The sequence below is a fragment of the Actinomadura sp. J1-007 genome, from assembly GCF_009793335.1.
Taxonomy (GTDB): Bacteria; Actinomycetota; Actinomycetes; order Streptosporangiales; family Streptosporangiaceae; genus Spirillospora; species Spirillospora yumaensis.
This window is the reverse complement of the sequence record NZ_WING01000002.1, coordinates 1,140,658-1,152,557: the sequence shown is the minus strand read 5'-3', so window position 1 is coordinate 1,152,557 and position 11,900 is coordinate 1,140,658. Positions and strand designations below refer to the sequence as shown.

Annotated in this window: 12 protein-coding genes; 4 read left to right on the top strand and 8 right to left on the bottom strand. The window is 74.1% G+C overall.

Annotated features, from left to right (window positions below; genetic code table 11):
• Window positions 1-24: 24 nt before the first annotated feature.
• Entirely contained in the window at window positions 25-420 is a 396-nt protein-coding gene (locus GEV43_RS39185) for a YkvA family protein (protein WP_160825688.1), read from the top strand.
• 42 nt (window positions 421-462) lie between these two features.
• On the opposite strand, the gene GEV43_RS39180 is transcribed toward GEV43_RS39185, so the two are convergent.
• From GEV43_RS39180 to GEV43_RS47485, 4 genes are all read right to left on the bottom strand, one after another.
• Complete coding sequence (locus tag GEV43_RS39180) at window positions 463-792, bottom strand: multidrug efflux SMR transporter (RefSeq protein WP_160825687.1); 330 nt, start codon at window positions 790-792, stop codon at window positions 463-465.
• A 405-nt stretch (window positions 793-1,197) separates the two neighbouring features.
• A complete protein-coding gene (locus GEV43_RS39175) occupies window positions 1,198-2,076 on the bottom strand; it encodes an LLM class flavin-dependent oxidoreductase (protein ID WP_206681586.1) in 879 nt (292 codons plus the stop codon).
• Window positions 2,077-2,127: 51 nt separating this feature from the next.
• Complete coding sequence (locus GEV43_RS39170; RefSeq protein WP_160825686.1) at window positions 2,128-2,616, bottom strand: helix-turn-helix domain-containing protein; 489 nt, start codon at window positions 2,614-2,616, stop codon at window positions 2,128-2,130.
• Window positions 2,616-3,755, bottom strand: a complete 1,140-nt coding sequence (locus GEV43_RS47485) for a PucR family transcriptional regulator (RefSeq protein WP_175251000.1) — start codon at window positions 3,753-3,755, stop codon at window positions 2,616-2,618. The genes GEV43_RS39170 and GEV43_RS47485 overlap by 1 nt, the downstream gene beginning before the upstream one ends.
• A gap of 134 nt (window positions 3,756-3,889) precedes the next feature.
• Here GEV43_RS47485 and GEV43_RS39160 point away from each other — a divergent pair, with 134 nt between their 5' ends.
• A complete protein-coding gene (locus tag GEV43_RS39160; RefSeq protein ID WP_175250999.1) occupies window positions 3,890-4,684 on the top strand; it encodes a class II aldolase/adducin family protein in 795 nt (264 codons plus the stop codon).
• Between the two features lie 441 nt (window positions 4,685-5,125).
• Here the strand turns inward: GEV43_RS39160 and GEV43_RS39155 are convergent, their stop codons facing one another.
• The gene (locus GEV43_RS39155; RefSeq protein ID WP_175250998.1) at window positions 5,126-5,590 is read right to left on the bottom strand and encodes a MarR family winged helix-turn-helix transcriptional regulator; all 465 of its coding nucleotides are present in this window, start codon (window positions 5,588-5,590) and stop codon (window positions 5,126-5,128) included.
• Between the two features lie 57 nt (window positions 5,591-5,647).
• Between GEV43_RS39155 and GEV43_RS39150 the strand changes: the two genes are divergently transcribed.
• Window positions 5,648-6,049 carry a VOC family protein gene (locus GEV43_RS39150; RefSeq protein ID WP_160825685.1) on the top strand — a complete coding sequence of 134 codons (402 nt, stop codon included), beginning with the start codon at window positions 5,648-5,650 and terminating at the stop codon, window positions 6,047-6,049.
• A 368-nt stretch (window positions 6,050-6,417) separates the two neighbouring features.
• Here the strand turns inward: GEV43_RS39150 and GEV43_RS39145 are convergent, their stop codons facing one another.
• Together GEV43_RS39145 and GEV43_RS39140 are read right to left on the bottom strand one after the other, a co-directional pair.
• Window positions 6,418-7,836, bottom strand: coding sequence for an ATP-binding protein (locus GEV43_RS39145; RefSeq protein ID WP_160825684.1), 1,419 nt, complete (start codon window positions 7,834-7,836; stop codon window positions 6,418-6,420).
• 19 nt (window positions 7,837-7,855) lie between these two features.
• Window positions 7,856-9,502 carry an FAD-dependent oxidoreductase gene (locus tag GEV43_RS39140; protein WP_241684206.1) on the bottom strand — a complete coding sequence of 549 codons (1,647 nt, stop codon included), beginning with the start codon at window positions 9,500-9,502 and terminating at the stop codon, window positions 7,856-7,858.
• 115 nt (window positions 9,503-9,617) lie between these two features.
• Between GEV43_RS39140 and GEV43_RS39135 the strand changes: the two genes are divergently transcribed.
• On the top strand, window positions 9,618-10,679 hold the full coding sequence (locus GEV43_RS39135) for a Gfo/Idh/MocA family oxidoreductase (RefSeq protein ID WP_160825683.1): 1,062 nt from the start codon (window positions 9,618-9,620) through the stop codon (window positions 10,677-10,679).
• 37 nt (window positions 10,680-10,716) lie between these two features.
• Here GEV43_RS39135 and GEV43_RS39130 read toward each other — a convergent pair whose 3' ends face one another.
• Window positions 10,717-11,739: a hypothetical protein gene (locus tag GEV43_RS39130; RefSeq protein WP_309240174.1), complete on the bottom strand. Its 1,023-nt coding sequence runs from the start codon at window positions 11,737-11,739 to the stop codon at window positions 10,717-10,719.
• Between the last annotated feature and the right edge of the window lie 161 nt (window positions 11,740-11,900).

Sequence of the window (11,900 nt, the reverse complement as noted above, 5' to 3'; positions counted from 1 at the left end):
CAACGACTCTCCCCGGAGGTGCGCATGGTCTGGCCCGGACTGCTCCTGATCGTCGCCGGCGGCGCCGTCATGGCCGTCGCGGACGGCGATCTCGGCGGCGTCGACCTCACCGTCGCGGGCGCCGTCGCGGCCGTGGCGGGCGCGGCGCTCGTCCTGGCCGGGATCGTGCGGCTGCGGCGCGGGCGGAGGCGGTCCGGACGCGCCGAGGCGTACGGCGTCCAGGGGTACTACCGGACGGGACGCGGCAAGATCGCCGCGATGGCGGTCGCGGTTCTCTACATCGTGTCGCCGATCGACCTGATCCCCGACGTGTTCCTGCCCGTCGGGATCGTGGACGACGCGACGGCGTTCGCCTGGCTGGCGTTCGCCCTGGCCCAGGAGCACACCCGCAGATCCCGCACCCGCCGCGGCACCGGCTGACCCGCCTCCGCGGCCCCCGTCCCCTCGACCGGGGCGGGCGCGTCACCCCTGGCTCACGCCGCCGCCCAGGTTCATCACGACGACGCCGAGCACGATGATCACGGCTCCGGCGATCGCCATCGGACGGACCGGCTCCTCGAACAGCAGCACCCCGCCGACGAACGCCCCGACCGTGCCGAGCGCCGACCAGATCGCGTACACCGGCCCCACGTTCAACGAGGTCAGCGCCTTGGACATCAGGAAGAACGAGACCAGGTAGCCGACCACCACGATCGCCGAGGGACCGAGCTTCGACAGGCCCTCGGACGCCCGCAGCGACAGCGTCGCCGTGACCTCGCAGACGATCGCCAGCCCCAACAGGACGTACGGCATCGACGGCCCTCCTCCGCGAGCGCCGGCACCCGCCCCACAGCGGCCCGGCAAGATCTTCACGCTACCGGTCCCCCCACCCCGAAACCCCGCAGCCCCCACACCGCCCAGGCGATCCCACAACCGTCAGCAGGACGAACACACCTGCCGAGACCCCCGACGCAAAGCCCCCGAAGACCCACCGCGACGACATACGCACAGGGACACGACCCGGGCGGCGTACGCGGACGTCAGGACCCCGGGGCGCGTACCGCACAGGGACGCGACCCCGGGGCGCGCACGCGGACGTCAAGGCGCCGGGGCGGCGTACGCGCAGGGACACGACCCCGGGACGGCGTACGTGCAGGAGCGCGACCCGGGGTGGCATACGCCCAGGGACGCGACGGCGGGTGGCGTAGGTGACGGGGGTCAGGATGCCGGGGTGGCGTACGTGGTGGTGATGGTTTCGAAGATGTTCAGGTCGGCTTCCCAGGGCGTGTCGGGGCGGGGCCAGTGGAGGACGATGTCGGTGAAGCCGAGTTCGGCGTAGCGGCCGGCGAGGTCGTCGAAAGCCGCGGGCGACTCCAGCCATGGTTCGCCGGTGAAGCCGGTGAGCAGGTGGCGGCGCAACTCGGCGGGGTCGCGGCCTTCCTCGTCGCACGCCTTGCGCAGTCCGTCGAGCTGCTCGCGGGCGATGTCGGCGGGGTCGCGGCCGGGGACGTTCGCGGTGGTCACCCAGCCGTCGCCGAGGCGGGCGGCGAGGCGCAGGCCCCGCGTTCCGGTCGCCGCGATCACGAGCGGCACCCTCGGGCGCTGCACGCAGCCGGGCTCGCTGACGGCGTCGCGCGCCGAGTAGTACACGCCCTCGTACGTGGTGACGGGGCCGCGCAGCAGCCGGTCGAGCAGCTCCGTCCACTCCGCGAAGCGCGCGGACCGTTCCCCCGGCGTCCACTCCTCACCGCCGAGGACGCCGGAGTCGGACGTGCGGCGGGTCCCGCCCGCGCCGATCCCCGCCTCCATCCGGCCGCCGCTGATGTGGTCGATCGTCTTGATCGCGTGCGCGGTGGGGACGGGATGCCGGAAGTTCGGGGAGGTGACGAGCGTTCCGAGCCGTACCCGCGAGGTGACGGCCGCGGCGGCGGCGAGCGTGGTGTACGCGTCGTACCAGGGCGTTGTGCCGCGCCACGCCAGGTGGTCGTACACCCAGGCGGTCCCGACGCCGAACTCCTCCGCCAGCCGCCACGTCTCCCCGGCCTCCGGCCAGGACTGCACGGGCCACATCAGCGCGCCGATCCGCGGTGCGGTCAACGGTCCCCCCTCGTCATGCGCGGCGTTCCCTGCTGGACGCCGCCCGGCCCATCATGCTGGACGGCCGCCGGTGCCCGCGACGTGGCCCGGGTCGTCCAGCCAGGCCCGCAGCGCCCACCACCGGTGCGCGGCGCGGGCGACGGCGTCGCCGTTCCCGGTTTCGGCGAACGACCCGCCGGTCAGCTCGTGCAGGCGGCGGACCCGGTACTTCACCGTGTTGCCGTGAACGTGCAGCGCGGCGGCCGTCGCCTCGATCCGTCCACCGTGGTCGAGGTGCGCGAGCGCGGTCTCGGCGAGTCTGCGGTGGAACGGGTCGGCGCGGTCGAGGCCGTTCAGCAGGCCGTCCGCGAGGAGGCGCCCGAGGTCGGGTTCGGACGCGGTCGCGGTGAGCAGCGCGAGGTCGGTGAGGTGCCGGAGGCCGGTCAGCTCGGCGGCGGCGCCCGCGCGCAACGCCCGCCGCCCAAGGTCGTAGAGCGGCGCCACCCGAGACGGGGACACGGGCGGCGAGGCGACGAGCAACGGCCCGTCCACCAACGGCATCACCCGGTCCGCAACCCCAGGCACGCCACCAGCCGCGCCACCGGCCGCACCGCCGAACGCACCGCCGGAACCGCCACCGGAACCACCGCTGGCCGCGCTACCGGCCCCGCCACCGGGAGCACGGCTGGCCGCGCTACCGGGCCCGCCACCGGACGCACCGCCAGGGCCGCCGCCGGGACCGCTGCCGGAGGCGCCGCGAGGGCCGCCGCCGGGCGCAGCGCCGGGGCCGCGGCGGAGCGCACCGTCGAGACCACCGCCGGGGCCGCCGTCGAGGCCGCCGCCGGGCGCGCCGCGAGGGCCGCCGGACGCATCGCCGAGTGCACCGCCGGCCCCCCGCCGAGGCCACCGCCAGCACCCCCACCGGAACCGCCGCCGGGACCGCCCGCTGGTCCACCGCCCACTGATACTCCGCCCACTGGTACACCGCGCGGCGGGCCGCTGCGGGAGGGCGTCTCGTGGACGGCGGGGAGGCGGGTGACCAGGGCGGCGAGGCGGCCGTCGACCAGTCCGCACAGTCCGGTGCCCGACGCGGTGAGCGCGGTTTCGAGGCGTGCCGCGACGGCCGGGTCGCTGACGTCCGACACCACGCAGTGGTAGGCGCCGGACGCGTCGAGCGGCGCGAGCACCGGCGCAGGTTCGCCGTGCAGCAGCCGCCGCAGCATCTGGAGCTGCCCCTCGCGCGTCGTCCGCGCCATCTCCAGCTCGGCGACGCGGTGGGCGTGCACCATCCGGTGGACGAGCGCGGTGGTGATCTCGTCGACGCGGGTGACGCCGTCGAGGAGCGCGTCGGCGGGGACGCCGAGGCGGCGGCCCTCGGAGACCAGTGTCCGGACGAGGTGCGCGCGGCCCGCCTGGAAGCCGTCGAGGAACGCGGCGACCGGCACGCCCTGCCGGGCCCGGTCCGAGCCGAGCCGTTCCGCCGCCGCGAGGGCGTCCCCGCCGGGGACACCGCCGTTCTCCAGCGCGGCGATCACGCCGTTCAGCAGGGCCCGGGTGTGCCGCCGCGTCTCCTCCTCCGGCAGCGCCGCGACCAGGTCGGACTTGCCGCGCGCGGCGTGCACCGTCGACTCCAGCAGCGCCGGGTCGCCGCCGCGCTCGATCAGCAGGCGCAGGAACCGGTCCGCCTCGTCCATGCCCATGCCCGCCACCCTACGCTGGGCCGTTGTCCCGCCGGGACAACGAGGCGCGCCGCCCTTGAACCGCCGGGGTCTAGCCGCCGGACGTCCCGATGGGGTCCCATAGGGGCAGACGAGCCAGGCCAAGGAGACGCCCCATGCCCGACGACGAGGAGTTCCTCGACAAGCTGCCGACCGATCTGATCTTCCGGCTGCCGCAGTCGTTCGAGACCCTGGAGGAGGAGCGCAGGCACCGCAAGGAACGCCTCGCGGCGGCGCTGCGCATCTTCGGGAAGTTCGGCTTCGAGGAGGGCGTGGCCGGGCACATCACCGCCCGCGACCCCGAGCGGACGGATCACTTCTGGGTCAACCCGTTCGGGATGTCGTTCAAGCACATCAGGGTCAGCGACCTGATCCTGGTCAACCACGAGGGCAAGGTCGTCGAGGGCCGCTACCCGGTCAACGAGGCGGCGTTCGCGATCCACTCGCAGGTCCACCAGGCGCGTCCGGACGTGGTCGCCGCCGCGCACAGCCACTCCACCTACGGCCGCGCCCTGTCGGCGCTCGGGCAGAAGCTGGAGCCGATCACCCAGGACGTCTGCGCGTTCTACCAGGACCACGGCCTGTTCGACGACTACACCGGCGTCGTCACCGACCTGGAGGAGGGCAAGCGCATCGCCGCCGCCCTCGGCGACGCCAAGGCCGTCATCCTGCGCAACCACGGCCTGCTCACGGTGGGCGACACCGTGGACGCCGCCGCCTGGTGGTTCATCACGATGGAACGCTCGTGCCAGGTGCAGCTCCTCGCCAAGGCCGCGGGCCCGGTCGTCCCGATCGAGCACGAGAACGCCGAGCTCACCCACCAGCAGATCGGCAACGACCTGGTCGGCTGGATCAACTACCAGCCCCTGTACGACCAGATCACCCGCGAGCAGCCCGACCTGTTCGAGTAGCGCGCTCCCATCCCAGGGCCCGGCCCCGGCACCCCCCGCCGGGACCGGGCCCCCGCGCGTCACCCCCTCCACCGGACGGCACGAGCCCCGCCCACACACGGATCAGCGCCCACGCAGGACAACGCCCACGCAGGACAGCGCGCGTGCAGACGGGACAGCGCACAGGCGGTCTGCGCAGGGGCCGTCAGCGCGCCCGCAGATCAGCGCGCACGCGGGCGGGGCAGCGCGCAGATGATCACCGCAGAGGCGGTCAGCACGCAGATCAGTGCACAGACGGGGCAGCGCAGAGGCGGGGCAGCGCACAGGCGGTCAGCGCACAGGCGGGGCAGCGCAGAGGCAGTCAGCGCACAGGCGGTCAGCGCGCACGCACGCAGGACAGCGCGCACGCAGGCGGGGCAGTGCGCGGGTGGTCAGCACGTACGGGGGACGGCTTGGAGGTGGTCAGCGGGCTCGGGGGTCGTGGTGGGCGAGGACGCGGCGCATGAGGCGGGTGAGGGTGGCGCGTTCGGCGTCGTCCAGGGGGGCCAAGAGCTCGTCGTCGAGGCGCGCGGCGCGTTCCGTGACCGCTTCGAGTTCGGCGCGGCCGCGGGCGGTGAGTTCGACGACGTAGCGGCGGCGGTCGGCGGTGTCGCGCTCGCGCTGGACGAGGCCCGCCTCCTCCAGGCGTCCGACGACCTCGACCACGTCGCTCGGGTCGATGCGCAGCCGCGTGCCGAGCTCCCGCTGCGAGGCGGGCGCGGAGTCGTCCAGCGCGGCGAGGACGGCGAAGTGCCACAGCCCGAGGCCGTGCTCGTCCATCATCCGGCCCATCCTGGCGCGGCCGGTGCGCCCCACCTGCGCCGTCACGAACGTGCTGATGTCGAGGAGCCGGGGCGGCAGTCGCTCCGGAATCGCGTTCGCGGTCATCCGTTCATTGTAGGGTTACCCCAATCGTTGGAGTACACCCATCGTTTGGAGGACGTCATGGACGCGCTGTACCCGCGCCTGCTGGTGGACGATTTCCCCGCCAGCGCGCGCTTCTACGAGTCCGCGCTGGCGGCGCTGCTGGACATCCGGCCGGTGAAGAAACTGCCGGAGGCCGAGTACGCCCAATGGGAGCTGAAGGGCGAAGGCGTCCTCGTGCTGATGGGCCGCGCGTGGATGGCCGAGACCGTCCGGACGTCGTCGCTCCCCGCCCCGTCCGGCCAGGACCGCGCGATGCTGGTGTTCCGCGTGGACGACGTGGACGCGGCGTCCCGCCTGATGAAGGACCTCGGCGCCACGCCCGTCACCGAGCCCCGCGACCGCCCGGAGTGGGGCGCCGGCCTGCGCACCGCCCACGTACGCGACCCCGACGGCAACCTCCTGGAACTCCAGTCCTACTGACCGCCCTGCACACCGGGCATACCCGCCGTCCTCCCGGAGGCTTCGCTCGCCGCGCGGTCGGGTGAGGAAGGCGGGGCCGGGGCGGTCCGGTCCGGGGGGCGTCGGATCGGACCGCACCGGCGCGCCGTGCCACCTCCGCGCGAAGCGGCGGGCCGGGCACGCTCGCGGGCCCGGGGAGCGGCCCGGCGGGAGGGAGGTTCCGCCGGGCCGACCGGTGTGAGCCCGTCACCACGAAGCCAACCACAGCGACCGAGCGAACGCTTGTGCGCGGAAGCGAAAATGTCCCGCGCGCATTGTCCGCCGCGTACAGCGCGCGGGTCGCGCACGAGGTCACCAGGCGGGATCCGCTCCCGAAGGCCGGCGGCCGGCTAGGGGGCCGCGGGTTCCGTCAGCGGGAGGACCACCTCGAAGCGGGTGTCGCCGGGTTCGGAGCGTACGCGGATGTCGCCGTTGTGGCGGTCGGCGATGATGCGCCAGGAGATGTCCAGGCCGAGGCCGGTGCCCTGGCCGACGGGCTTCGTCGTGAAGAACGGGTTGAAGATGCGGCCGAGGTCGTCCTGCGCGATGCCGGTGCCGGTGTCGGCGATCTCCACGACGGCCTGGTCGTTCTCGCGGGCGGTGCGGACGGTGAGGGTGCCGGAGCCGCCCATCGCGTACAGGGCGTTGACGATGAGGTTGGTCCACACCTGGTTGAGCTCGGCGGCGTACACGGGGACGGCCGGCAGGTCCGGGTCGTAGTCGGTGCGGACGGTGACGCCCGGACCGATCTTGCGCTTGAGCATCGTCAGCGTGCTGTCGAGCAGTTCGCGCAGGTCGCAGCGCTGGTACGGGGCGCGGTCGAGCTGGGAGTACTGGCGGGCGGAGTCGAGCAGCGCGGTGATCCGGTTCATCGCCTCGGAGATCTCCTTCTGGAGCTGGGCGACCTCCAGGACCTCGCCGAGCCACCGTACGGCCTCGGGCACGTGGTCGCCGGCGGCGACCGCGACCTCCTCGGCCTCCGCGACGCCGATCCCGGCGGCGACGAGGCCGGGCGCGACGTCCCAGGCGTCCTCGACGCCGTGCTCCTCCAGCCAGTCGCCGAGCTCGTCCTCGGCGTCGCTGACCTCCAGCGGCGAGCGCGCGGGGGCGCCGGCGGACGGGTCGCCGACGCGCTCGCGGAGCCGGACGAGCGTGCCGAGGTGGCCGCAGTCGACGCCCGCGGCGGCGAGGGACGCGAGGCGCCGCTGGGCGGCGAGGAGCCGGTCGCCGAGCTCGGCGCTCGCGCGGGCCGCCGCGGCGGCCGGGTTGTTCAGCTCGTGCGTGAGCCCGGCGGTGATCGTGCCGAGCGCGGTGAGGCGCTCGCGCTGCTCGACGACCTGGCGGCTGCGGCTCATCCCGAAGAAGTTGCCTTCGAGCAGGTGCGTCGCCATCGGGAACCATTCGCGGACGGCCTTCGCGAACTTCCGGGCGGGCAGCGCGAACATCCGCGACGGGGCGGTCGCGCGCAGCGTGTGCTGGTACCGCTGCTCGATCCGGTCGTCCAGGTACGCCTGCACGGCGCCGCCGTACACCCCGGGCCGGGACGTGCGGCTGACCTCGACGCTGTGGTCGCGTACGAGCTGCGTCATCAGCACCTCGCCGTCGAGCAGGACGTACAGGAACTCCGCGGCGTCGCCCTGCGCGCACACGATCGCGTCGGCGGGGTACTCCCGGACGGTCCCGTACGACGACAGCCACGCGAGCTTCTCGTCGTCGAGGTCCTCGAAGAGGAAGAGCTCGCGCAGTTCGTCAGGCGAAACGGTGGTCATGCCGCCCCCTCCGGCTCGTTCACGACTGTTCCAGGTAGCGGTGCACGAGGGCGACGGCCATGGCGCCGTCGCCGACCGCCGAGGCGACCCGCTTCATCGACTCCGACCGCACGTCGCCCGCCGCGAACACGCCCGGGACGCTGGTCTCCAGGTGGTACGGCTGGCGGTGCATCGGCCAGCCGGCGGGGCGGCGGCCCGCGGCGACCAGGTCGGGCCCCGTGACGACGTAGCCGCGCGCGTCGCGTTCCACGTAGCCGTCGAGCCATCCGGTGAACGGCTCCGCGCCGATGAACACGAACAGCCAGTGCGCGTCGAGGGTCTTCGTGCCGCCGGGCGTGGCGACGCAGAGCCGTTCGAGGCGCTTGCCGCCCTCGGCGGCCGTCACGCTGGTGCGCGTGTGCAGCTCGATGTTGGGGGTCTCGGCGATCTGCCCGACCAGGTAGTGCGACATGGACTGCTCAAGCCCGTCCGCGCGGACGATCAGGTGGACGCGCTTGGCGTACCTGGCCAGGTGCACCGCGGCCTGGCCCGCCGAGTTGGCGCCGCCGACGATCGCGACCTCCTCGCCCGCGCAGGCGGGGGCCTCGGTGACCGCCGCGCCGTAGTACACGCCGCGGCCGACCAGGTCGTCCACGCCGGGCGCGTCCAGCCGCCGGTACGACACGCCGGTCGCGATGATCACGGCGTGCGCGGCGATCTCGGTGCCGTCGGTCAGCCGCGCCACGCGGGTCGCGCCGCGCGACTCCAGCGCGGCGACCTCGCCGGTGGCGACCAGCTCGGCGCCGAACCGGTCGGCCTGCCGCCGCGCCCGGTCGGCGAGCTGCTGCCCCGACACCCCGTCGGGGAACCCGAGGTAGTTCTCGATCCGGGAGCTCTGCCCGGCCTGGCCGCCGAGGGCGTGCCGTTCGACGACGACGGTCCGCAGCCCCTCGGACGCCCCGTACACCGCGGCGCCGAGGCCGGACGGCCCGCCGCCGATGACGATCAGGTCGTAGAACCCGGTGGAGGGCGTGGTCGGCAGCCCCACGGCGGCGGCCAGCTCGGCGTCCGTCGGCGCGGCGAGCGCGGCGCCGTCGGCGGTGACCACGAGCGGCAGCCGCGGCCCGCCCGCCGCCGCGACCAGCTCGGCGCCCTCGGGGTCGCCGTCCATCAGCCACGTGTACGGCACCTGGTGCCGGGCCAGGAAGTCGCGGATCTCGTACGACCGGGCGGACCAGCGGTGCCCGACGACGCGCAGCTCGCCGGGGCGGCTGCGGTCGGTCCGCGACCACGCGTCGAGCTGCGCGTCGACCACCGGGTAGAGCTTCTCCTCCGGCGGGTTCCACGGCTTGAGCAGGTAGTGGTCGAGGTCCACCACGTTGATCGCGCGGATCGCGGCGTCGGTGTCGGCGTAGGCGGTCAGCAGCACCCGGCGGGCGAACGGGAACAGGTCCATGGCCCGTTCGAGGAACTCCACCCCGTTCATCTCGGGCATCCGGTGGTCGGCGAGCAGCATCGCGGTCTCGTCCCCGCGCAGCCGCAGCTCGCCGAGCGCGTCGAGCGCCTGGCGCCCGGACTCGGCGCGCAGGATCCGGTACGACCCGGCGTACCTGCGGCGCAGGTCCCGCGCCACGGCCCGGGACACCCCCGGGTCGTCGTCGACCGTCATCAGGACAGGCTTGGACAACGTCCATCTCCCTCGGCTCACCCGAATACCCGCAAAAGCCTACGCAGCCTCCCGACCTGCGTCGCCCCCCGACCCCAGCGCCGCAGGCCGGAGGCCCATCGGACATCATCGGAGGATGGATTCGCGCGTCGCTCTGATCGGATACGGCACCGGCGGGTCGGTGTTCCACGCCCCGCTGATCTCCACCACGGCCGGGATGCGGCTCGCCGCCGTGGTGACCGGGAACCCGGAGCGGCAGGACGCGGTGCGGGAGCGCCACCCGGACGCCAAGGTGCTGGACAGCGTCGACCGGCTCTGGGAGGCCGCCGGCTCGTACGACCTCGCAGTGATCACCGCGCCGAACCGCGCCCACGTCCCGCTCGCCCGGACGGCCCTGACCGCCGGCCTGCCCGTCGTCCTGGACAAGCCGGTCGCGGCGACGGCCGCCGAGGCCCGCTCGCTGGCCGCGCTGAGCGCCGTCCGGGGCCTGCCGGTCATCCCGTTCCACAACCGCCGCTGGGACGGCGACTTCCGCACCGTCCGCAGGCTGGTCGCGGACGGCGCGCTCGGCGGCGTCCAGCGGTTCGAGTCCCGGTTCGAGCGCTGGCGGCCCGAGGTGAAGGGGTCGTGGAAGGAGAGCACCGATCCGCGCGACGCGGGCGGGATCCTATACGACCTGGGCTCGCACCTGATCGACCAGGCGGTGGTGCTGTTCGGCCGTCCCGACCGGGTCTACGCGGAGATCGACACCCGCCGCCCCGGCGCGACGGCCCCCGACGACGTGTTCGTGGCCCTGGAGCATCCGGGCGGGGAACGGTCCAGCCTGTGGATGAGCGCCACCGCCGCGAACCTCGGGCCCCGTTTCCGCGTGCTGGGCGGCGCCGCCGCGTACACGGTCGGCGGCCTCGACGGCCAGGAGGACGCCCTGCGCCGCGGCCTCACCCCGAAGGACCCCGGCTGGGGCATCGCCGCCCCCGCCGCGTACGGGACGCTGGGCACCCCGGGCGCCGAACGTCCCGAACCGACCGAGCCGGGCGGCTACCAGGACTTCTACGCCGCCGTCGCCCGTACCCTCCGCGGCGACGCGCCCCCGCCCGTCTCCCTGGCCGACGCCATCGTGGGGCTGGAGGTCATCGAGGCCGCCCTCCAGTCGTCCCGCGACCGCACGCTGACGGCCCCCGCAACCCCGGCCCTCTGACCCGGCCCCTCCCGCCCCGCTGGGCGGGCGGTTCGGGTCAGAGGACCGACACGTGGACGTGGTCGTAGTGGTTCTGGGTGACGCTGCCGCGGTCCTCCATCTGGCGCCAGCCGCCGCTGCCGCGCATGTCGTAGATGCGCTGCCGCCAGATGACGTACTTGATGCCGAGGCGGGACGCGTTGCTGATCACGTACTGCGCGACGGCGTCGCCGTGGGACTTGGCGGAGGCGCTCGGCATCTTGCCGCCGGTCGCCTCCATGAAGTCGCAGGCGCGGCCGGAGCCGTGGTCCTGCGGGTCGCCGGGGCGCGAGCAGCCGATCGTGGGGAACGGGCCGAACCTGCCGTCGATCGCGAGCATCGCGGTGCGCATCCGGGCGGTCATGGTGGGGCCGACGAGGGGCGACTTGGCGCCGCTGACGTCGTCGGGCTTACCGGACCCGCCGGACGGGGTGGTGGGGGTCTCGGGCTTGTACTTGACCAGCAGCTTCTTGACGCGGGCGCGCTGCCCCTCCAGGTCGTCGATCTCCTTGCGGACGGCCTCCAGCTTGGTCCTGGCCTGCTGCTGCGACTGGACGGCCTGGGTGGACAGGGTCCGCAGGTTGGCGATGCGCTGGCTGTTCCTGGTCGCGAGGTGCTGGAGGGTGGCCGCGTCGCGGATCGAGGCGGCCGGGTCCTCGGCGGTGACCATCGGGAGCGTGTCGAGCCGCCCCGTCATGTAGGAGGACGCGGCGAGGCGGCGGACGTCGGCGCGGGCCGTCTCGTACTCGCGGCCGAGGCGTTCGGCGTCCGAGCCCGCGCGCTCGGCGGCGCGCTTGGCCTGGTCGAGGGTGATCAGCTCGCCGCGGTACTCCTTGGACAGGGCGCTCGCGCGCTTCTTGAGCTTGGCGTACTCCTTCTTCAGGTCCTTCTTCGGCGCCGCCTGGACGCTCGCGGCGCTGCCCGTCGCGGGCGGCAGCACCGCCGAGGCCCCGAGTACGAGCGCGATCGCCACGTACCGTTTGGAGCGCGAACGGCCCGGCGCGGAGCGCGGGGTCCGGCCGCTGGCATCGAAGGCCGCCACAGATCTCTCCTCAATAACGCGCTGAAGATTGGCGGCACGCTACCACAATCGCCCATTTGGCCACGCATACTCAGATAAACACACAGAGTCACGCATTCGTTACATCGGGGCCGGGCCGCCGGCGCGGCGGTCCGGCCCCTCCCCCGTCGCGGCGGGCCCGC